Below are 20,106 nucleotides of genomic sequence, written 5' to 3' on the forward strand. Positions count from 1 at the left end.
ATGCGAAAACGAGGAAAAAGGTGGCGCCGCCTCGATGCCGAGTGCGGCGCCGGTGGGAGAGTTGGTATCAGCGCAACTTGTAGCTGAACGTCGCTCCGTAGGTCGCGGGACGCGCGGGCCACCGGGTGACGGTGTCGAAGAAGAAGGCGACGTTGTCCCAGTAATACTGGTTGGTAACGTTCTTACCCCAGACCTGGAGCGACCAAGAATTCGTCGGCAGCCCGGACGCCAGCTCGCAGGTCGAGCAGGGTGTAGTCCCTGATCTTGTACGTTTCCGAAGCGCCGATGAAGGCCGACGTGTCGCTGCGGAAGGTAAGGTCGGCGCCACCGAAGCCGGTTAGCGAGTTGCCAATCGGGAACTCGTAGCTCAGTCCCGTCGAAACCTGGTACTTGGGCGTGTAAGGCAGCTTGGCTCCGTCGAAGTTCTGACCGACAGCTCCGGTCTCCGGGTTGATGCCGGTATAGCTCTTCACCGTCGCGTCGATGTAAGTGAAGTTCGTGTACGCGCTGAAACCCCGGGCCGGCGTTGCCGTCAATTCGACTTCGAAGCCCTTCACCGTAGATTTCGGCACGTTGACCAGCGCGTCAAGCAGGCCAAAATTGGGATCGGCGATCTTCGAGCGGATTTGACGGTCCTGATAGTCGTAGTAGAATGCCGCGACGTTTGCCTGCAGCGTCCGGTCGATCAGCGAGGCCTTCATGCCCGCCTCGTAGGACATCAGCGATTCCTGCGTGACCGGCTGGCTCTGCTCGGTGGTGGAGGCCGCGACCGAGGGGAAGCTGCCGGCCTTGTAGCCCTTCGCGACGTTGGCGTAGAGCAGCATGCCGGGGCGCGGTTTGTAATCGATGCCAGCACGCCAGGAAACGTTGTTTTCATTAAGGCGGCCAACAAATTCACCCGGCAGATACGTTGGCGCTTCACCGAGCAGTCCGGTGGTATCGATGGTGAGGCAGCCGAGCGCATCCTGAGCCGTAACCGAGATGGGCGGTAGCCCGTTCTGACCGCGCAAAAGATTGGCGAAGTAGGTGTAAAGCGGGGCGAACGGTACGTTCGAATTTTCGGCGGCGACGCCGAAGAAGCAGCTATCTGCCTTGCGCTTGGATTCCGTGTAACGCACGCCGCCCTTGAAGGTGAAATCGCCGACGTCGTATTCGACGTTACCGAACGCAGCGTAGTTCTTCATGTTCTGGTTAGCGCGGAACGCAGACCGGAAAATACCGCCAAGGAACGGCGCAGTGCCGGTGTTGATCGTCGAATCGCGATAATCCAGTTCCGAGACGTCGCTTGCCTTGTCCGACGAATAGTTCAGGCCGACAATGAAGCGGAACGGCCCGCTACCGCCGTTGGCCAGGCGCAGCTCCTGCGAGAAGCTCTTGATACCGCCGCCGAAGAACCGGAAGTCTGCGTTGTTCTGGACGGTGCCGTCGCCATCGAAGGCCATCTTCTGCTTGTAGTCGCTGTAAGAGGTCAGCGAAGTGACAGTGAGGTCGTCGGTGACGTCGTAGTCGATGCGGCCGATGCCTTGCCACAGGCGGTTGTCGAGATAAGGGTTGATGTTCGAGCTGAAGTCGGCCGCGCGCGCATTATCGGGGGCGATTGGGGCGTTCGAAACCGGGTTGGCAGGTCCCGGGTTGCGCACGGCGATGAGTTGGACGGCCGGCGGTTCGCCCTTTTCGAGCCATCCGTTGGCGTTCAGCGCCACCCGGAGGCGATCGGTCGGTTCCCACAGGACCTGGAAACGCCCGGCGTAGTTACGCGTCTTGCCGGTCTTCTCGCCGGTCGTGTAGCTGCGCTGCCAGCCGTCGCCGTGCGTGATCTTGCCGGAAAGGCGCGCCGAAAGCGTATCGGACACCGGGCCGCTGATGTAGGCCTCGCCGTCGATCGTGTTGAAGCGGCTGTAACCCAGCGTCGCGCCAGCTTCGAAAGCCTTGGTCGGCTTCGCGGCGATGTAGTTGATCGCACCGCCCGTAGCGTTGTTGCCGAACAGGGTGCCTTGCGGTCCCTTCAGAACCTCGACGCGCTCCAGATCGAAGCCGGTCAGCTTGGTCATTACCGGGAAGGGCAGCGGAGCTTCGTCGAGGTAGACGCTGACGTCGGGATAGGAACCAAGGGTCGTATCGTTGAAGCCGACACCGCGCAGAGTGTAGACCGGCGTGTTCGAAGCGCTGGTTGAGAAGACCAGCCCGGGCACTACTTGCGCGATGTCGGACAAGGTGGTGATGTTGCGTTCCTGCAGCGCCTGCCCGCTCACGGCGCTGATCGTCAGACCGACGTCGTTGAGCTTCTGTTCGCGCTTCTGGGCGGTCACGACGATCTCGTTCGCCGAAGCCGCATATGTTCTTCCGGCCGCGGCAGACGGTTCTGCAGCGCTGCCGTCTGCGGCATTTGGCGACTCAGCCGCGGTGGTTTGTGCCTGGGCGGGCGCGCCGCATGCAAGTGCCGAGGCAGTGCCGCCCATCAATACGGCACGCAGCGAAATTTTCAGAAGTCGCATCTTCATCCCCAATCGATTTACGAAGCGGCTTCCTTGTCCGCCTTCAACACTAATGTTGACCGGATCAATTTCGTCAGTCAACGGTAAAGTTGACAGAACTGGAAAATTTATCTCATGCGTTTGGGTCAAGGTGTAGGAGAGGCAAATGGTGTCTGTGAGTGACCTTCGTGCGTTGGCTGAGGCAGCAGCACGCGAACCCGGCGAAAGCTTGAGTACCGCCGACCTTCAACTCATTACGCTCGGCGTACGCGTTTCAGTCACGTCCCTGGATCGAGCGGCTGTCGAAACGGCTATCGGGCGGGCGTTCGAGGCCGGAGCAACCCCCGCGCAGGTCCAGGAAATCCTCTCGCTCGTGTCCGGCTTGGGTGTGCACACTCTCATGGTCGCATCTGCACCGGTGCTCGTGCAGGCGCGAGCCGCAGGATTCGCGCTCGACGATACGCTGACGGGCGAGCAGCAGCAGTTGTGGGACAAGTATGTCGGAAACGACCCCTTCTGGATCGGTTTCGAGCGCGAATTGCCCGGCTTTCTGAGATCGATGCTCCTGCTTTCAACCGAGCAGTTCAAGGCCTTCTTCGCCTATTGCGCAGTGCCGTGGAAAAGCGGGCAGGTTCGCGCGAAGATAAAGGAACTGACCGCGATGGCCTGCGATGCCACGCCGACGCATCGCTTTCTTCCCGGTTTTCGCCTGCATCTGGCGAATGCCGTAGCGTTGGGGGCAGGCCGGATCGCCCTCGAACAGGTCATGGCGATCGCATCAGATGCTCCCCCGCACAGCGGCACAGCCTGATTGTGGCAGATAGTGCTACCAGCCCATCCCAATCGGCGAGTGAAGTCCGGCCGGACCACCCCGTTCGGGCTTCGTAGCCTTCGTCGAACGTCGGGCGGTCGCGACCGGTTCCACAGAACTAGGCGTTGACGCCGCGCCAGGCCAGCGTTCCACCGTCAATCACGTAAGCGGACCCGTTGATGAAACTGCTGTCCTCCGAAGCCAGGAAGCATGCCAGCTTGGCGATCTCGTCCGGTCGACCCAGACGAGGAATCAGGTGCGCTCCCGTGAGCACCGACATGATCGCGTCCTTGTCGGGAGCGGCTTCATAGTATTTCTGGACCATCGGCGTATCGATGGCTCCGGGGCAATAGCAATTGCAGCGGATGTTGTACTTTGCCAGGTCGACGGCAGCCGCCTTGGTGAGCATCAGAACGCCGCCCTTGGTGGCACAATACGCACCGGCTTGGGGGTAAGAGACGAATGAACCGGTGGATGCGACGTTGACGATCGCAGCGCCGCAGGTCGAATGCTTCAGATAGGGCACAGCATACTTGATGGCGAGCCACAGCGCCTTGAGATTGATCTCGTAGACGGTGTCCCAGACCTCGTCCGGCAGTTCCTCGATTGACGTGTTCGCCGTAAGATCGGTCTCGTGTACGGCGGCATTATTGTGGAGAACGTCGATACCGCCGTATCGGCTTGCAGCGAAGTCCATCAGTTCGCGTATCTGTTGCGCATCGCGAAGGTTACAGTGGAAGAACGCGGCGTCATGGCCGGCTTCGATTATGGTAGCGGTCGTGGCGCGACCGGCGTCCTCGTTGACGTCGGTCACGACGACCCGGCCGCCTTGCGTGGCCATCTCCTGCGCGCAGGCCCGGCCCATGCCACTGCCCGCTCCGGTGACAACGCATACCTTGCCGTCGAGACGATTACCCATTTGCGGTAACTCCTAAAAAACGGGATGGCCATGTGGCCACCCCGTCCCGAGGTTATCGATCGGCGCCCTTCGATCGCGCGGAGCCGATCGGGTGGATTCACACCGGATTACGAACCTTGGGGCAGACTTCGGTCGCGAGGCGACGCAGCGATTCCTCCCAGGGCTTGGGATCGTCGATGCTGTCGTGCTGGTTGTAGACGAGTTGCCCCCAGCCCCCGACCTTGTCGGCGAGGGTCTCGAGCTTCTCGATCGCCGTCTCCGGCGAGCCACACAGCACGACGTGCTCGGCGAGGAAATCCTCGTCGATGGTATCGGGCGTCACGTCCTTACCGGAATCGGCGATGATCCCGTTGAACAGACCGAACTTGACGTAGATTTCCTTGAGGTACTTCGACCAGGTTTCGGCCAAGCCGCTCTTGAGGAACAGCCGCTTGGCCTCGGCATCGGTATCGGCGATGAAGACGTCGCGGCATACTCGGTAGCGCTTGCGGTCAGCTTTGCGACCCTTGGCTTCCATTGCCGCAGCCCAGGTATCCCAGTGCGCCTTCATCTGCGGCGTGCCGCCGAAGAACGAGATCGGTGAATAGTCGCGCTCGCCCGCGAACCGCATCGAGGACGAGTTCTGCGACAGGCCAGTCACGGCGATCTCGAGCTTGTCTCGCCCGCCGTAGGGTCCGTTGTCGGCGATGATGACGTCATATTCCGGCATCGTTTCGGGCCCAGGGAAACCGGCCTGGTAGAACTTGCCCTTTTCGAGGAACGGTTTTCCTTCCCAGACCCGCTCCATCAGATGCAGCGCTTCCAGTTGCCGTGGGGGCAGTTCGGAAAGGTTTTCGAAGCCGTGGAGAATGGCGTCGGTATGATGCCCACCGGGCGCCACGCCCAGGAAATAGCGACCCTCCATGACTTGGCTGAGCCACCCGATGCGGATCGCGAGCGTCGCCGGATCGTGATACGGCAAAAGGTGCGCCATCGGTGCAAAATGGATGCTCTTGGTGGTCTGCGCACAGGCTGCGATGATCGCTTCGGGCATCGGGATGTTTTCCCAGCCCAGGGTGTAGTGTTCACCGATCATGAAGTCGACGTAGCCCGCCTCGTCCGCGATCCGGGCGATGTCGAGCGCCCAGTCGAAGACTTGCCGGGGCGTGCGATGGGGCGGATTGTAGGGGGTCATGAAGATCCCGCACTGCATTGCCATGATAACCTCTCCTCGAATAGTGTTCTCTGATGTGCTCAGACGAACGTGCCGTCGTCCGCCTTAGTGGAGAAGCGCGGCGCAACCTTGCTGATGAACTTCTCAAGTTCCTCCTTGTTCGCTTCCGGCTCCAGATGGCCCTGGCCGAACATGAGGAAGAGTTCGTCGAAACCGAGCCGATCGTGGGCACGGCCGATCCGGTCCGCGATTTCGTCGGCCGATCCGATCAGGACGTTCGGCGGCCGCTGGCCCATCGGGATGAACCATTCGTCCCAGAACCACATATGTTCTTCCATGAGCTTCGCCGCATGATCCTTGTCGTCGGTCAGCATCAGGAACCCGCCCCAGGCGGACGCATCGGTCTTGGTGACTTCACGGCCATTCTTGGCGGCGGTGGCGATGTAGCGGTTGTTGAGGTTCTCGCAGAAGTCGAGGTTGTCCGACAGCACTATCAGCTTGCCACCTTCTTCCGCCCAGAAGTCGATGGTGCGGCCCGATGCCGCGAAACCGCCGTAGATCGGGGGGTGCGGATCCTGGTAGCAGCGCGGGGCGATCCCGATTTCGCGTACGATACCGTGCTCGTCCTGGCCCTTGCCGTATTTGGCGTAGGCGGGATGTCCGGACGAGCCTCCTTCGGGCGGGAACTGCCAGTTTTCGCCCTTGTGGCTGAAGACGTCGTTGGTCCAGGCCTTCTTGACCACACGGACGCCTTCCTCGAACAGCGAACGATTGCGCGCGTCCTGGCTGTCGCGCGCCTTGACGTTGTCCGGCGTGGTCGCGCTCACGCCTTCCTTGATGCCGTAGGCGTCGACCCAACGGGCGTGGTAGCCGCGCGTGAAGCCGCAGTAGAGCCGACCCTGCAGCATGTGGTCGAGCGTCGCTATCTCCTCGGCGACGCGCACGGGATTGTGCGTGGTCATGGTGTAGCCCATGATGCCTGCCTTCAGCCGCTTGCTGTTCTGGCCGACGAACAGGCTGAACATGCCGGGATGGTTGTTCGCCTCGAACCCTTCGATCTGCAGATGGTGCTCGGGCTGGCAATAGCCGTAGAACCCCAGTTCGTCGGCTAGCTGGACGTAGCCGCGCACTTCTTCAAGGAAGCGCTGGTACAACTCTGGCCGCTGCCCGGCCATCCCTTGTTCGATTTCTTTCCGGCGCCCTACGACGCCAGTTTGCATCAGGTGATATTTCATCCCACTCCAGCCTTTTTGTCCGCATTGCTCGCCCATGGAGGGAGTCGGAGCGGATCGTTGTCAATACAGGTGTTGACTGCGATATCGACCACAAAAAGCCGCGCTGTCAACTCCTGTGTTGACGGATGGCCATTGTTTTTTCCATAAGAGCATCGACGCCGATCAACGGACGCGATGGAGAGGACGATGCCGGCACTTCTGACAACCGAGGTCGCGACCGTAGGCGACCTCCTCTTGCACGCCGCGGACGCGCATCCAGAACGCGTCGCGCTGGCCCTGCCCAATGCGAAGGCATCGTATGCGCAGCTTCGGGATGGCGCCATTCGCGTCGCCCGGGCGCTCCACGGGCTGGGCGTGCGACGCGGCGAACACGTGGCCCTGCTCATCCCCAACAGCATCGAGTTCGCCGAAGCCTTCTTCGGGACCATGCTGGCGGGCTGCGTTGCGGTTCCGTTGAACGCCCGCCATCGCGCGGCGGAAATAGGGTACATCATCGCGAACGCGCGGGCCTCGGTGCTGCTCACAAGCCGCCACGACAGCGATCCTGTCGATTTCTTGCAAATCGTCGCGGAGGCGCTGCCCACCCCGCAAAGCGCCCCAGATCTCCGTCACGTGGTGTTGATACGAGGACAAGGCGTGGGCGACATCCTTGGCCGCGAGGCTTTTCTCGCCTTCGCTGACGAAATTGATACGCCAACCGTCGATCGTGTGCGCCAATGCGTTCGGGTTCGCGATCCGGCGTTGATAATCTACACCTCCGGCACGACCGCCAATCCGAAGGGGTGCGTGCTTCCGCATGAAGCCGTGACGCGGGGCCCTGTCGAACGGGCGCGCTACCGGGTTTCCTCCGGCGGGCTCGATGTCACCTGGGCGGGCGGGCCTTTGTTCCACATCGGCAGTCTCGCGCCGTTCATCGGGTCGATCGGTGCAGCCGGCACTTTCCTGGCCGACAGCTGGTTCGAACCCGGACGTGCGATCGCGCTGATGGCCGAATATGGCGTCACCTTGGCATGGCCTTGGTTTCCGGCGATCGTGCAGGGAATCATCGACCATCCGGACTTCGATCCCGCGAAATTCGCAAGCCTTGGCTACCTTTTCCTCATCGCGCCGCCGACGCTAGTCGCGCGGGTGCAGGACCTGTTTCCCGGTGCCGAGATCATCCAGGCCTGCGGCATGACCGAGACGGCGGGCGTGTTCGCGCTCTGTGACGCGGACGAAACGCGCCAGTCGCGCGCGACGACGCAGGGCAAGGCGAGCCCAGGCGTCGAGGTCCGCATCGTCGACCCCGAAACCGGAGTCGATCTGGCCGACGGGACCATGGGCGAGATTCTGGTCCGCGGCTACAACGTCATGGATCGCTATTGGGATGCGCCGGAAAAGACGCGCGAGGCCCTGGACCCCGACGGCTGGCTGCGGACCGGGGACCTCTACACACGCCTCGAAAGCGGCAGCCTTGTGTTCGGCGGCCGCTGCAAGGACATGCTTAAAGTCGGCGGGGAGAACGTGGCGGCGATCGAAGTCGAAGCGTTCTTATGTACGCATCCGGCAGTCAAGACGGCCGAAGTCGTTGGCCGGCCCGACCCCCGGCTCGATGAAGTGCCCGTCGCCTTCGTCGAACTTTACGAGGGCCACGAGCTTGGGGAAGAGGCGCTGATCGCGCACTGCCGCGGGCGTATCGCGAGCTACAAGGTCCCGCGCGCGATCCACTTCCTGACCGCCACCGAGTGGCCGATGTCGGCGACCAAGATCGACAAGCGCGCCTTGCGCGCGCGGTTGTGACCTCTTCACGCCTCTCGCGGCGCGCGCATCCCGTCGATAAAGATCGACCAGAACGCCTCCGCCACTTCGAGCCCGGTCATCGGCCCGCCCGGCGTGAACCAGCGGTGTGTCCAGTTCAACATACCAAACAACGCATTCTCGACGAGGCGCGGCGGGATGGTCGCGCGCAAGTCGCCCGAGGCGATCGATTCGCGGATGAAGCTGAGGAGCGTCTTGTCGAAGGCCCGCGTCTTCTTCATGATTTCCTGCGCCCAGGGCGTTTCGTCGGCGCCCACCTGGTGCATCTGCTCCTGGATATACACGAAGGTCGCGGGGTAGTTTTCTTCGTAGGAAACCATCAGGCGGATGTAGATGGCATGGAGCCGCTCCAGCCAGCTGAGGCTATCGTCGTCGAGCAGCTTCTGCGCTTCGGCCATGTTCGCGTCGAGTACGCCTTCCACCGTCGCCCGGAAGAACTCTTCTTTGCTGCCGACGTAGTAATACACCGTCGCGCGATCCATGCCGGCCTCGCGCGCAATGTCGGCCAGCTTGGTCGCCTGGTAGCCCTGCTGCTTGAAGAGCCGCGCGGCGATCCGGATAAGCTCCTCCCGCTTGGCTGCATAATCGGCACCGCCCTCGCTCTGCGCCGACTCGCGGCGGCGAGAATAGTTGCTGACCTTGCTCATCCAAAACTTCCCTCAGGTGCCATTGTGCAAATGCATTCGCGCCATCGTCATGCAGATCGCCGACGCGTTTCGTCAACGAGTAAGTTGATGTTCGGTGCGGCACCGCTGCGCAGACCCGGAGCGACGGCGACATGATCCCCCAGCTGGCGCACTTCGAAATTGACCCCGCCTACGGGCGCGGCACATATCGCCGCCGACTGCGCTTCGTCGCAGACGCGCGGTCGGTCACGGCGCAAGTCGACGATACCCATCATTCCTACTGGCTGGTGATCGAGCACGACCGCGCCCGCATCGCCGCTATAGAGGCCGGCTTCAATCGCGCTCCGACCGACATGTGCCCAGGCTCGGTGGCAGGCCTCCAGTCCCTCGTCGGCAATTCGCTGGACACGGGCGCGGCCGCTCTGATGGCAAGGCTTCCGCAGACGGCGAATTGCACGCATCTTGCCGATCTTGCGCTGTGGTCGATGGCGCAAATCGACAGGTCGGCCGTGTGGGATGTGGAAATCCCGGACCAGGCGGAGGCTCCGGTATGGATATCGATCACGCGCGACGGCACGATAGTCCATCGCTGGCACGTGGCCGCCTGTCGCATAACCGCGCCAGCGCGGTTTGCGGGAAGGCCCTTGATGTCCGGCTTCATGCGCTGGGCGAGCGATGCTTTTCAGGGCGACGCGCTGCTTGCGGCCACGATGCTCCAGCGCGGGCTGTTCGTCGCCCGTGGCCGGCAGCATGTCGTGGACCGGGCACCGCCCATGCCCCTGGCCAACGCGGCGGGCATGGCCGGCATGTGCTGGGCGTATTCCCATGATCGGCGGCTCGGCGGCATGGGCTCGCTCGGCTATGTCCGCGATTTCACCGATGGTGTGGAGGAGGAAACGCCTCCGCCGCACGTCGCCCGACGCCTGAAGAATCCCGGGTCATGACTAATATTTCCCCGATCGAAGCGATCATTGAGGATGCTCGCAACGGCCGCCCCTACATCCTCGTCGATGCGCCGGATCGCGAAAACGAGGGCGACGTCATCATTCCGGCCCAGTTCGCGACGCCGCTGGCGATCAATTTCATGGCCACTCACGCCCGCGGCCTGATCTGCCTGGCAATGACCGCCGAGCGCGCCGGCAGGCTCGAACTCGCACCTATGGCGAAGCGTAACGAATCGGGGCATGGCACCGCGTTCACTATCTCGATCGAGGCGCGCGAGGGCGTCACCACCGGCATTTCCGCTTATGACCGTGCCCATACGATCGCGGTTGCGGTCGATCCTTCGAAGGGCCGGCATGACGTCGTATCGCCCGGTCACGTCTTCCCCCTCGTCGCGAAGGACGGCGGCGTGCTGGTACGGGCCGGCCACACGGAGGCAGCCGTCGACATCTCGCGCCTGGCGGGGCTGACGCCGGCAGGCGTGATCTGCGAGGTGATGAACGCGGACGGCTCGATGGCGCGGCTGCCCGAATTGATCGAATTCGCGCGCGAGCATGGCATGAAGATCGGCACGATCGCCGACCTCATCGAATATCGCCGCCGCTCCGAAACCCTGGTGGAGCGCGTCGTGGAAGCGCCGTTCGAAAGCTGGCATGGCGATTTTCGCATCTGCGTATACCGCAACGTCCTCGACGCGAGCGAGCACGTCGCACTGGTGCGAGGCAATCCCGGGAAGGGCGTTCCCACTCTCGTGCGCGTGCATCAACTCGACCTCACGGCCGACGTGCTGGGCTGGCGCGCGGCGCATCGCGATTACGTGCCCGCAGCGCTGCGAATGCTGGCCGCGCACGACGGCCCCGCCGTCGCCGTCTTCGTTCGCGATCCGAACCCGGCGTCGACGTCCGAACGGGTCAAGGGGAACCGCAAGATCTACGCCGATACGCAGGGCTATCGCGATTACGGGATCGGTGCCCAGATCCTGCGCGATCTCGGGGTGCAGGAGATGATCCTGCTGTCCTCCAGCGAGGGCAAGCTGGCCGCCCTGGAGGGTTTCGGTCTCTCGGTGGTCAGCCGCGTACCGCTCGTGAGCGATGCGGAGCCCGCCAGCAAGCCGCTCGCGTCCGTCTGATAGCAAGAGGCTGACAGCACAAGACCCCCGCTGCCGGGCAGCGGAGGTCTTGCCTTCAACCGCGAATGCCGGTCAGGAGATCGTCGGGTCGATCACCGCCTTGATGGTGCCACCGCTCTTGGTGAGGCTCAGGGCCTCGGCCGCCTGGGACACGCCGAAACGATGGCTGACGAGTGCGCCGAGCGGCACGCGCTCCTGGAGCGATACGGCAAGGTGCAGGGCTTGGTAGTAATGCTTGGGCTTGGGGAACGTCGCCCCGCCGATATTGATGTTCTTGATCGTCAGATCGCGCGGGCTGATCGGCTGCGTGCCGATCGCGCCCCACAGCCCCAGCACGATATAGCGTCCGTGATTGCCGGTGAGATCGACGCCTTCGGGAAACGCCGGCAGCACGCCAGCCGCCTCGACGACTACGCTGGGGCCGTTACGCCCCACCCGGTCGTAGATCATGCGGCGGCGCTCGTCCGCCGCCACGTCCAGCCCGATCGTGGCCGTCGCGCCGAGCGACCGGGCCGCTTCCAGGCGTCCCGGCGAACCGTCGATCATGACGATTTCGCGCGCTCCCGCCTGTGCCGCGATCAGGACGGCGGACAGGCCGACCGGCCCCGCGCCCTGTACCACCACCGTTTCGCCGAGCCGCACGGGCCCGCAGCGGTCGAAACCGCGCAGCGCCGTCGGCAGCGCGCAACCGAGCGCGGCCACCGCTTCGGGCTGGGCGTGATAAGGCAACCGGTAGAACGGCATCCCGTTTGGTAACCATGCGAAGTCGGCATAGCTGCCCCAGTTCGGTTTCGAGGCATCCTCGAAGAACTGGGTGCTGTCGCAGGGCGTTTCGTCGAGGACGTTGCACGAATAGCAGCGATGACACAGGGCGATCGGCGACCAGTAGACGAGGTCCCCCGCCCTGATCTCCTCGCCGGCGTAGTCCGTCGCCACGCCGGGACCGAGTTTTTCTATGCGGCCGATGCCCTCGTGGCCCAGTATGATGGGAAAGGGCATTTCGCCGGCCTCGCCGGTAAGCAGGTGGACGTCGCTGCCGCACACACCCCCCAGAACGATCGCGACGAGCGCACCACCCGGTTCGGGATCGGCGATCTTCACGTCCCAGGTTTCCAGCTGGTTCGGCTTGACCAGAACGGATGCGCGTCCCAACATCTTCAAATCCTCTCGTTTTTGTTTTCGCTTCAATCTTCTGGTGCGATCTCGACGACGAGACCGGCCAAGTCTTCGGTCACGGGTATTTGGCAGGACAGGCGCGATTGCGGCGTGCGATGCTCCGAACTGTCGAGCAGATCGTTCTCATCCTCCGACATGACGGGAAGCTTGTCGAGGAACGCCGGGTTGATGTGCACGTGGCAGGTCGCGCACGAACAGCAGCCCCCACACAACGCCAGCAATTCGTCGACGCCCGAATCCCTCAGCGCCTCCATGACGCTGGCGCCGGCGACGGCTTCGATCTGGGACCGCTCACCCGTCCGCGAAATTACAGTGATTGTCGTCAAGAATAGACCTCATGAATTGAAGGAGAGTGGGAAACGGTCAGTGGCTTGCCGGCCAGACGAGCGGGACATTCTCCACCGCCGCGACGATCCCCGAGAAGTATGACGGCCGGGCGCCGGGCTTGAGGCTAAATTCCGGGATTCGCTTGAGCCATTCCTCCAGCGTGACGATGACCTCCATGCGTGCCAGATGCATGCCGGCGCACCGGTGCGGGCCGCCGCCGAAGGTGCTGTGCGAAATCCCGCGCCGGCCCAGGTCCAGCTTCCACGGCTCGGGATTTAGCGTTTCGTCCAGGCCGTGTAGCGCGGTCGGCAGCAGGATCATGTCGCCTCGCTTCAGCATGACGCCACCGTATTCGAGATCCCTGGCGACCATTCGCGCCTCGGAGACGACCGGGAAACGCCGGAACATCTCCTCCACGCCGCGCATCAGCACCAGTGGATCGCTACGCAGTTGCGCGACCAATTCGGGATGCCTGGCCAAGTGGATCATGAAGAAGCTGAGGAAATTCACGACCGTGTCGAGGCCACCCAGCAGTAGCAGCGAGATAAGTCCCTGCGCCTTCTCGTGATCGATCGGCCTGCCGTTGATCTCGGTATTGACCATCTGCGTAATCAGGTCCTCGCCGTTGCCGCCCATGCGCGCGCGGATGATCGGATCGACATAGGCGTAGAACCCTTTGTTGCCGGCTTCGAGATCGGCGGCCATTTCCTCGGGAGTATTGCCTTGCGGCCGCGTCATCTGCCGCGCGAACACGCTGAGCAGCGGCACATCCTCCAGTGGCAGGTCGGCCAGCGCCATGAACACGTGAACCGGAAAGATCCCGGCATAGTCGGCCGCGAAGTCGCACGCACCTTTGGTGGCGAAGGCGTCGATCAGATCGGCGGCGACCTCGCGCACTTTGGCCTCGACTTTGCGGATACGGCCCAGGTTAAGGCCCTTGTCGAGGGTTTTTCGGTACGGAGTGTGCTCGGGCGGGTCCATACGGGTCGGGACCATCTGGTACTTCTTGCCCGCTTCCTTGGGCAGGAAGATCACCTCGCTCGAAAAGCGCGTGGGATCGCTGTAGATTTCCCGCACCGTCTCGCCGTTCGTGGCGATCCAGTGGCCGCCGGTGAACGGGGTCCAGACCAGATCCGGCATGCCGGGTCGCTGCACCTTCTTCCACGCTTCGTGATAGCCCTCCTCGATGCCGTCGAGCGCGTACATGTCGATGTCGTACACGCGCTCGGCAGGGACGTGCGCCGGGCGCACCGCCTTGGCACGGAGCGATTCTTCCAGGTCGGTGGCCACGCTTTTCTCTCCTGCAGTGGTATGGATTATCATCTATGCGTGTTAAGAGCACGCGTTATGCGTGTCAGATACACGCGTTATGTTCGCCCGGCAAGAGCGTGCGAAGGTCGGCGGGAAACTTTATGCGCGGCCGCCGATCGGGTTGTCGAAACGGGATGGATGGGATTATTGCGTCGCCATGCGAATGCGCGAACTCGAGGAAAAGACTGGCGTCGACCGCGAGGTCATTCGCATCTTGCTGCGCAAGGGCCTGCTGCCCGAGCCCAACCGCCTCGCGCGCAACCAAGCCCAATATGACGAATCGCACGTTCGGGCGATCACGGTAGTCCGCGAACTTCAGAAGGGCAGCCGCCTCACGCTCGATCAGATCAAGGAACTGCTCGACGGGCGAAGCGTCGATGGCGGCGCCGGGGCGGTTACTTACCAACATCTTGAAGAGCTGCTCGCAATCCGCTTCGGCCTGAACGAACCGCGCCTGGTGGGCCTGTCCGTCATAGCCCGACGCAACGCGATGGCCGCGAGCGATGCCAGGACTTTCGAGCGAATGGGAATGGTCGACCTCGTCGAAAGCGAGGACGAGCCCCGCCTTAGCTTGACGGACGCGAGGCTCGTCGAGATCTGGTCGCAGATCCGGGAACTGGGGTTCGTGGAGGAAGCCGGGTTCCCTCCGGAGAACATCGCCTTCTATCTCCAGGCGGCGGAAGAGGTGGCCGCGCGCGAAGCGGAGGTCTTTCTCAAAGCAAGCGCCGGGCGGATCAATGAAGAGAACGCTGCGACGATGCTTCAAGGAGCACTACCGCTCATGCTCGATTTTTTCGGGCTTCTGCGCCTCAAGGCCTTCATGCGCAACATCCACAAAGCCGTTAATGCATTGCAGGAACCGGCCAAGCAAGTGGAACATGGCGATATACCTAAACCCGTTTGCGGTCCTAGAAAGAGTCCGCAGCGGAGCGGCATTACATAGCCGGGCAACCACTAGTGGATTGTTTCCAAGGTTTGGTGCCCGCGCCTGACGGCGGCGATAATTTCGTCGGGATCTGCCTTCCAGATGAAGGGACGCGGTTCCTGATTATGCTCTTTGATGAAACGGTTGATGGCAGCCTGCAGATCGACGACGGAGTGGAACACGCCGTTTTGCAGGCGCCGCCGGGTGAGTCTTGCAAAGAAACCTTCGACGGCATTGAGCCATGAGCAGGACGTGGGCACGAAATGGAAGGTCCAGCGCGGGTGCTTGGCCAGCCAGGCGCGGACCTTGGGCTGCTTGTGTCGAGGATGACATGGATTGCCTTGTCGGCGGGCATCTGGGCCTCGATGGTGTTGAGGAAACGGATGAATTCCTGATGCCGGTGGCGCTGCATGTTGCGCCCTATCACCGATCCATCCAACACATTGAGCGCGGCGAACAACGTGGTTGTGCCATTACGTTTATAGTCGTGCGTCATGGTGACGCCGCGCCCGCGCTTAAGCGGCAAGCCCGGTTGGGTGCGGTCAAGTGCCTGGATCTGGCTCTTCTCGTCGACCGACAGCACGATCGCATGGGCGGGCGGCGAGACATAAAGCCCAACGACTTCATGCAGCTTCTCGGCAAAGGCCTTGTCATTGGACAGCTTGAAACTGCGCCATCTGTGCGGAGCCAGGCCGTGTTCGTGCCAGATCTTCACCACCGAGGAGGCCGCAATGCCCACCGCCTTGGCCATCGCGCGCACCGTCCAGTGCGTGGCCTCGTGCGCCGGTGGCTCAAGCGTCAGCGCCACGACCTTCTCTACCAGCGTGGGCTCCAGAGGCGCAATGCCGGGCGGGCGGGTCTTGTCGTGCAGCAAGCCGTCCACACCTTCCTTCATGAACCGCTCCTGCCAGCGCCACACACAGGTCTTGGATTTGCCTGTCGCGGCCATGATCGCCTGAGTGCCTTCGCACTGAGCGGTCAGCAGAATGATCCGGGCTCGCCACACATGCTTTTGCGGTGAACCACGCGCAGCAACAATCGCTTCAAGCCGCTGGGTGTCCTCTGAAGTGACCTTGATCTCGATACCGGTTCGCATGCCCCAATCTGACAGGTGCGCGGTCCCCTTGGAATCCTTCAGTCGGACTCCTTTGTCCCGATCAATCCACTAGCCGCAAAGCTTCACCGGCGATGAGCGGCCTTGGAGAAACGCCTAGCCACCCCGTCAGCATCGTGATGGTCTGGAGCAGCAGGTAGCTCTGCGCGCCCACATGAAGCCGCACGTAGTCGCGCTCGGCGTCGATGCGATGCACTCCAAAGCGTCGTCATGGCGCCAACGAAGGCTGGCTCGCCGGCGAGCCGGGCGAGGCCGGAGCAACCTACGTCTGAAAAACCTTCAATTTCGGCGACGCGTGAGAGCGGTTATCACCGGCAGTTTCGGCTCGCGGGCCCAACTTTTACCTTGAAATCGTCCTGCTCCGTCGCGCCATGCGCCGGAAACTGGCCCACCCGGACCAGACCAAGCCCGCCGAACTCGGCGTCGAGGGCGACCAACGACAGCAGGTCCCGGATCTCGCCGCGCTCGAACAGATCGTCGGATAAAGAAGCGGCACGTTTAGCTGCTCGAGCAGGGAGGTCAGGCGGCCAAGCGTATAGCGGCTGCAAGCGAGTATGGCCTGGTCGCGATCGGGACGCCGGCGGCCCTCACCTCCCTTCGCAGGACCGGGTTTGTGGCGGTGATCGCTGCGAACCAGCGCTCCACATCCCCAGCTTCCACTGTGTTGTGGAGCGGCGTGCAAAATTGACCCCCTTAGCGGGGTGATCGGCGTCTAAAATTGACCCCCTTCATCTCATCATGAGAAGCGCCGCCGTTTGGGTTCCGGACGGCGGGTACAGGGATGTTGGTTGTGGAGACGATTACGAGGATCCGTCGCGAGCACCGGGACGGGAAGCCTATCAAGGCGATAGCCCGGGATTTGCGGCTGTCGCGCAACACGGTGCGCAAGGCGGTCCGGGCACCGGACGCGGACGCCAGTTACGAGCGTAAGGAGCAGCACCGGCCGCAGACCGGACCTTTCAGTGCTCGTCTCGAAGAATTGCTCGAGCAGAATGAAGGGCTGCCCCGGCGTGACCGCCTTCGCATGACGCGGATCCATGATCTGCTTCAGCGCGAAGGGTTCGGCGGCTCCTATGACGCTGTGCGGCGCTATGCCGCGCGCTGGAAGCGTGAGCGTCGCGCCGACGCCGGCGATATGGGGAAGGTGTTCATCCCGTTGATGTACAGGCCAAGCGAGGCTTACCAGTTCGACTGGAGCCACGAGGACGTCGAGATCGCGGGCAAACCGATGCGGGTGGTCGTCGGTTCGACCGCTGTCATGCGTAGGACGCGCAAGAATCCGGCTCGCCAACCTTGGATGGCGGGCCTGCTCGAGCGCAAGCCCACGAAGATCGGTAAGCGGTAAAAATCCCCCACGTGGCGGTGGAGCCGCCACGGCAGGTTTGGCGATGTAATTTCGGTGATCAAGCAGCGGTGGCGATGTTGCTCATTTCGAACATGGTTTGCCCGGCGTTTGTATTGACCCAGTTGTATGGGAGCAGGTCGTCGATTGGATCGGTGTCGGAGCGGCTGATGATCCGGGCGAGCACATCGGAGAGGTAGGCGTAGGGCTCGAGGTCCAGCATCTTGCAGGTTTCGACCAACGAGGCGATCGCAGCCCAGTTTTCGGCTCCGAGCTGGTGGCCAGCGAAGAGCGCATTTTTCCTCTGAAGAGTCACTGGCCTGATGGCACGTTCGGCGGAGTTGTTGTCGAGCTCGATCCGCCCGTCGTCGAGGAACCGACTGAAGCCGGCCCAACGTTTCAGCGCATATTTCATCGCGTCGCTTGTCGCCGAGCCAGCCATGACGCGGGGGCTGATGGCGGTGAACCAGGCGTGGAGCTGCTCGACCAGCGGACGGCTCCGTTCCTGCCGTACAGCGAGGCGTTCCTCGGGCGGGCGACCACGGATGTCCTTTTCGATGCCGTAGATCCTGGCGATGCGCTGCAACGCATCCTGCGCGATCGGAGCATCACTGCCCGCGTCGACAAACTTACGTCGCAGGTGCGCCCAGCAGTAGGATTTCCAGACGCCAGCATTGGCGCGGTCATCCTTGCCGAACTGGTCGTAGGCTTGCCAGGCATCGACCTGCAGGATGCCCTGGTAGGCTCCCAACAGCTGTCTGGCCCACATGGCCCCGCGGCCGGGCATATAGGTGTAGAGCGCCAGCGGCGGATCGGCACCGCCATGGGGCCGGTCGTCACAGACGATGACCCACATGTAGCCGGTTTTGGTCTTGCCGGTCCCCGGTGCGAGCACCTTGACGGTGGTTTCGTCTACGGACAGCCGTGATCGTGCAAGTGCATCCACGCGCATCCGGTCGACGATCGGCAGCAGCGCCGCAATGCCCCGGCCAACCCAGTTGGCCAGCGTGGCGCGGCTGACCTCGATGCCTTGCCGCGCGAAGATCTTCGACTGGCGGTAAAGTGGAAGGTGGTCGCAGTATTTGTTGATGAGAACATCGGCGATCAGCGCTTCGGTCGGCAAGCCGCCCGGCACTACGCGCGCCGGTGCTGGGGCCTGGTGTACGCCATCGGTACAGCACCGGCATGCATAGCGCGGCCGGATCGTGACCATGACGCGGTGCTGCGCCGGGATGATGTCGAGCCGTTCCGCACGGTCCTCGCCGATCTTGTGCAGCGCGCCGCCACAGGCGCATTCCAGGCTGTCGGGTTCGATCACCACCTCGAAGCGCGGCAGATGCGCCGGCAGCGATGCGCGCTGTGTATCGGCGGGCCGGCGTTTGCGAGGCACGAGGCCATGACGCTCGGTTTCTTCGTTTGTCTTAGCCTGCAGGCCCTGGGCTTCGCCAAGGGCCACGGCCTGGTCTTCCAGCGCCAGTGCGAGCTGATCGGCAGGAAGCTTCTCCGAACGCTTGCCGAAGGTCGTGCGGTTGATCAGCTTGAGGATATGCTCGAGCCGCGCTGCGCGGGCGCGCTCGGCCAGCAGCATCGCCTTGAGCTGCTCGACGTCGTCGGGAAGCTCGTCGTATCCGGCTTCAGGCCCGGTCGCTGCAGTGAGTTCTGGATGCGCCGCCACGCCTGCATTCTAGCGGATTTTGCCTCGCGAGGAACAGCCTTGCGCCAAGCAGAATCAGGCTTGCGGCCTACTGCGCATGAAGCGGTTTGGGCACGCGCGGCACGTGCACGCGCGACCAGTCCAACCCCTCGATCAGCGCCGAGGCTTGCGCCGCCGACAGCTTCATCACCCCGTCGCCCGGGCGTGGCCAACGGAACTTCCCATCGTGCAGGCGTTTGGTCACCAGCACCAGCCCGGTGCCGTCCCAAACCAGAAGTTTGATCCGGTCCGCCCTGCGCGCCCGGAAGATAAACAGCATGCCTGAGAAGGGATCGAGTCTGAGCTCACGCTCGACCAGCGAGGCAAGGCCCACCATCCCTTTCCTGAAGTCCACGGGCTGCGTTGCGACCAGCACCTTCAGGGGGCCAGGCGGGATGATCACGCGCTCACCCGCGCGGCCAACAACACCCGCTCGATGTGATCCGCGCTCACGTCGGGCGGAATGCGGATCAACAGCCCGCTTGCCTCGACGATGATCTGGCCGCTCACTGGTGGCACTGCCGCGCTGGACAACTCGTCAACCTTTCCGCGCTCGACCATCGCAGGCACAAAGGTCATCGCCTCTGCGCGCTCCCGCAATCCGCGTCGCCATGTGTACAACTGCTGCGGAAACATCCCGTGGCGGCGCGCCACCGCTGACACATTGGCGCCCGGCTCCAGACTTTCCGCGATGATCTGCGCCCGCGCCTCGGGCGTCCAGTGCCGCTTGCCCCGCGGGCTTTCGATCACGTCAAGCCGCTGCACCTGACCCGGGGCGTTCGTTTCGAAACATGTTTCGAAATCAGTTTCATCTCTCACTGGTAACCTCGCCATTTATTGCGGCGAAACTACCAACCTCGGAGCATCTGAAAATGTGGGGGATTTTTACCGCTTACGAAGATCGCGACAGTGGCGCTCGCCAACAAAACAGCTCGAATTGCCTGGGCCGTGATGACGCGGAAGGAGGTCTACGCCGTTGCCGCATAAATAGGTCCCGATCGCTCGATAATCGCGCGTGATGGGATGCGTTGGAGCAGCTTAGTAGTGATGACGAACCGGTCAGACCGGGGGTTGGTGAAACCCAGCGGGTCACAGCGCTTCGAGCGCGATGACGTGATTAGGAGCCAGCCTG

Annotated in this window: 16 protein-coding genes and 4 pseudogenes; 7 read left to right on the top strand and 13 right to left on the bottom strand. The window is 62.8% G+C overall.

Going from position 1 to position 20,106, the window contains the following annotated elements; all coding sequences use genetic code 11:
- Positions 1 to 182 precede the first annotated feature (182 nt).
- Positions 183 to 2,309 carry a TonB-dependent receptor gene (locus tag ACFFDA_RS08025; RefSeq protein ID WP_404478613.1) on the bottom strand — a complete coding sequence of 709 codons (2,127 nt, stop codon included), beginning with the start codon at positions 2,307 to 2,309 and terminating at the stop codon, positions 183 to 185.
- Positions 2,310 to 2,640: 331 nt separating this feature from the next.
- On the opposite strand from ACFFDA_RS08025, the gene ACFFDA_RS08030 reads away from it, so the two are divergent.
- Positions 2,641 to 3,285, top strand: coding sequence for a carboxymuconolactone decarboxylase family protein (locus ACFFDA_RS08030; RefSeq protein ID WP_404478614.1), 645 nt, complete (start codon positions 2,641 to 2,643; stop codon positions 3,283 to 3,285).
- Positions 3,286 to 3,403: 118 nt separating this feature from the next.
- On the opposite strand, the gene ACFFDA_RS08035 is transcribed toward ACFFDA_RS08030, so the two are convergent.
- From ACFFDA_RS08035 to ACFFDA_RS08045, 3 genes are all read right to left on the bottom strand, one after another.
- A complete protein-coding gene (locus tag ACFFDA_RS08035) occupies positions 3,404 to 4,204 on the bottom strand; it encodes an SDR family NAD(P)-dependent oxidoreductase (RefSeq protein WP_404478615.1) in 801 nt (266 codons plus the stop codon).
- A 97-nt stretch (positions 4,205 to 4,301) separates the two neighbouring features.
- Positions 4,302 to 5,396, bottom strand: a complete 1,095-nt coding sequence (locus ACFFDA_RS08040; protein WP_404478760.1) for an LLM class flavin-dependent oxidoreductase — start codon at positions 5,394 to 5,396, stop codon at positions 4,302 to 4,304.
- Positions 5,397 to 5,437: 41 nt separating this feature from the next.
- A complete protein-coding gene (locus ACFFDA_RS08045; protein WP_404478616.1) occupies positions 5,438 to 6,592 on the bottom strand; it encodes an LLM class flavin-dependent oxidoreductase in 1,155 nt (384 codons plus the stop codon).
- Positions 6,593 to 6,778: 186 nt separating this feature from the next.
- Between ACFFDA_RS08045 and ACFFDA_RS08050 the strand changes: the two genes are divergently transcribed.
- Positions 6,779 to 8,371, top strand: coding sequence for a class I adenylate-forming enzyme family protein (locus ACFFDA_RS08050; RefSeq protein ID WP_404478617.1), 1,593 nt, complete (start codon positions 6,779 to 6,781; stop codon positions 8,369 to 8,371).
- Between the two features lie 5 nt (positions 8,372 to 8,376).
- Here ACFFDA_RS08050 and ACFFDA_RS08055 read toward each other — a convergent pair whose 3' ends face one another.
- Positions 8,377 to 9,036, bottom strand: a complete 660-nt coding sequence (locus ACFFDA_RS08055) for a TetR/AcrR family transcriptional regulator (RefSeq protein WP_404478618.1) — start codon at positions 9,034 to 9,036, stop codon at positions 8,377 to 8,379.
- Between the two features lie 131 nt (positions 9,037 to 9,167).
- Between ACFFDA_RS08055 and ACFFDA_RS08060 the strand changes: the two genes are divergently transcribed.
- Positions 9,168 to 9,959 (top strand): DUF2889 domain-containing protein, encoded by a 792-nt coding sequence (locus tag ACFFDA_RS08060; RefSeq protein ID WP_404478619.1) that lies wholly within the window; start codon positions 9,168 to 9,170, stop codon positions 9,957 to 9,959.
- Positions 9,956 to 11,086, top strand: coding sequence for a 3,4-dihydroxy-2-butanone-4-phosphate synthase (ribB, locus tag ACFFDA_RS08065; RefSeq protein ID WP_404478620.1), 1,131 nt, complete (start codon positions 9,956 to 9,958; stop codon positions 11,084 to 11,086). The genes ACFFDA_RS08060 and ribB overlap by 4 nt, the downstream gene beginning before the upstream one ends.
- 72 nt (positions 11,087 to 11,158) lie before the next feature.
- Here ribB and ACFFDA_RS08070 read toward each other — a convergent pair whose 3' ends face one another.
- The 3 genes from ACFFDA_RS08070 to ACFFDA_RS08080 are packed head-to-tail and all read right to left on the bottom strand — an operon-like array spanning position 11,159 to position 13,795.
- Positions 11,159 to 12,241, bottom strand: a complete 1,083-nt coding sequence (locus ACFFDA_RS08070) for a zinc-binding dehydrogenase (protein WP_404478621.1) — start codon at positions 12,239 to 12,241, stop codon at positions 11,159 to 11,161.
- Between the two features lie 29 nt (positions 12,242 to 12,270).
- Positions 12,271 to 12,588: a 2Fe-2S iron-sulfur cluster-binding protein gene (locus ACFFDA_RS08075; RefSeq protein WP_404478622.1), complete on the bottom strand. Its 318-nt coding sequence runs from the start codon at positions 12,586 to 12,588 to the stop codon at positions 12,271 to 12,273.
- Between the two features lie 37 nt (positions 12,589 to 12,625).
- Positions 12,626 to 13,795: a cytochrome P450 gene (locus tag ACFFDA_RS08080; protein WP_404478761.1), complete on the bottom strand. Its 1,170-nt coding sequence runs from the start codon at positions 13,793 to 13,795 to the stop codon at positions 12,626 to 12,628.
- A 163-nt stretch (positions 13,796 to 13,958) separates the two neighbouring features.
- On the opposite strand from ACFFDA_RS08080, the gene ACFFDA_RS08085 reads away from it, so the two are divergent.
- On the top strand, positions 13,959 to 14,843 hold the full coding sequence (locus tag ACFFDA_RS08085) for a MerR family transcriptional regulator (RefSeq protein ID WP_404478623.1): 885 nt from the start codon (positions 13,959 to 13,961) through the stop codon (positions 14,841 to 14,843).
- Between the two features lie 11 nt (positions 14,844 to 14,854).
- On the opposite strand, the pseudogene ACFFDA_RS08090 reads toward ACFFDA_RS08085, so the two are convergent.
- Positions 14,855 to 15,921 (bottom strand): annotated as a pseudogene (locus ACFFDA_RS08090) (IS630 family transposase).
- Positions 15,922 to 16,048: 127 nt separating this feature from the next.
- A pseudogene (locus ACFFDA_RS08095) lies at positions 16,049 to 16,135 on the bottom strand (DNA-binding response regulator); the annotation flags it as partial.
- Between the two features lie 585 nt (positions 16,136 to 16,720).
- Here ACFFDA_RS08095 and ACFFDA_RS08100 point away from each other — a divergent pair.
- Positions 16,721 to 17,182: pseudogene (locus ACFFDA_RS08100) on the top strand (IS21 family transposase); the annotation flags it as partial.
- Between the two features lie 160 nt (positions 17,183 to 17,342).
- Here ACFFDA_RS08100 and tnpC read toward each other — a convergent pair.
- The 3 genes from tnpC to tnpA all read right to left on the bottom strand — a co-directional run bounded on the left by tnpC (position 17,343) and on the right by tnpA (position 19,724).
- Positions 17,343 to 18,869 carry an IS66 family transposase gene (gene tnpC / locus ACFFDA_RS08105; RefSeq protein WP_404478319.1) on the bottom strand — a complete coding sequence of 509 codons (1,527 nt, stop codon included), beginning with the start codon at positions 18,867 to 18,869 and terminating at the stop codon, positions 17,343 to 17,345.
- Positions 18,870 to 19,023: 154 nt separating this feature from the next.
- Positions 19,024 to 19,377 carry an IS66 family insertion sequence element accessory protein TnpB gene (tnpB, locus tag ACFFDA_RS08110; RefSeq protein WP_011608149.1) on the bottom strand — a complete coding sequence of 118 codons (354 nt, stop codon included), beginning with the start codon at positions 19,375 to 19,377 and terminating at the stop codon, positions 19,024 to 19,026.
- Positions 19,374 to 19,724, bottom strand: a complete 351-nt coding sequence (gene tnpA / locus ACFFDA_RS08115) for an IS66-like element accessory protein TnpA (protein WP_404477676.1) — start codon at positions 19,722 to 19,724, stop codon at positions 19,374 to 19,376. The genes tnpB and tnpA overlap by 4 nt, the downstream gene beginning before the upstream one ends.
- A 147-nt stretch (positions 19,725 to 19,871) precedes the next feature.
- On the opposite strand from tnpA, the pseudogene ACFFDA_RS08120 reads away from it, so the two are divergent.
- A pseudogene (locus ACFFDA_RS08120) lies at positions 19,872 to 19,961 on the top strand (hypothetical protein); the annotation flags it as partial.
- Positions 19,962 to 20,106: the final 145 nt, after the last annotated feature.

Origin of the sequence: Novosphingobium sp. BL-52-GroH (assembly GCF_044813085.1) — a bacterium.
GTDB lineage: Bacteria > Pseudomonadota > Alphaproteobacteria > Sphingomonadales > Sphingomonadaceae > Novosphingobium.

What these genes read in the sequence shown, in the direction of transcription:
- ACFFDA_RS08080 (WP_404478761.1), bottom strand. Translation starts at nt 13,795, where the DNA reads ATGTACGCGCTCGACGGCATCGAGGAGGGCTATCACGAAGCGTGGAAG.
- ACFFDA_RS08060 (WP_404478619.1), top strand. Translation starts at nt 9,168, where the DNA reads ATGATCCCCCAGCTGGCGCACTTCGAAATTGACCCCGCCTACGGGCGC.
- ACFFDA_RS08050 (WP_404478617.1), top strand. Translation starts at nt 6,779, where the DNA reads ATGCCGGCACTTCTGACAACCGAGGTCGCGACCGTAGGCGACCTCCTC.
- ACFFDA_RS08035 (WP_404478615.1), bottom strand. Translation starts at nt 4,204, where the DNA reads ATGGGTAATCGTCTCGACGGCAAGGTATGCGTTGTCACCGGAGCGGGC.
- tnpC (WP_404478319.1), bottom strand. Translation starts at nt 18,869, where the DNA reads ATGCTGCTGGCCGAGCGCGCCCGCGCAGCGCGGCTCGAGCATATCCTC.
- ACFFDA_RS08085 (WP_404478623.1), top strand. Translation starts at nt 13,959, where the DNA reads ATGTTCGCCCGGCAAGAGCGTGCGAAGGTCGGCGGGAAACTTTATGCG.
- ACFFDA_RS08030 (WP_404478614.1), top strand. Translation starts at nt 2,641, where the DNA reads ATGGTGTCTGTGAGTGACCTTCGTGCGTTGGCTGAGGCAGCAGCACGC.
- ACFFDA_RS08045 (WP_404478616.1), bottom strand. Translation starts at nt 6,592, where the DNA reads ATGAAATATCACCTGATGCAAACTGGCGTCGTAGGGCGCCGGAAAGAA.
- ACFFDA_RS08055 (WP_404478618.1), bottom strand. Translation starts at nt 9,036, where the DNA reads ATGAGCAAGGTCAGCAACTATTCTCGCCGCCGCGAGTCGGCGCAGAGC.
- ACFFDA_RS08070 (WP_404478621.1), bottom strand. Translation starts at nt 12,241, where the DNA reads ATGTTGGGACGCGCATCCGTTCTGGTCAAGCCGAACCAGCTGGAAACC.
- ribB (WP_404478620.1), top strand. Translation starts at nt 9,956, where the DNA reads ATGACTAATATTTCCCCGATCGAAGCGATCATTGAGGATGCTCGCAAC.
- ACFFDA_RS08040 (WP_404478760.1), bottom strand. Translation starts at nt 5,396, where the DNA reads ATGCAGTGCGGGATCTTCATGACCCCCTACAATCCGCCCCATCGCACG.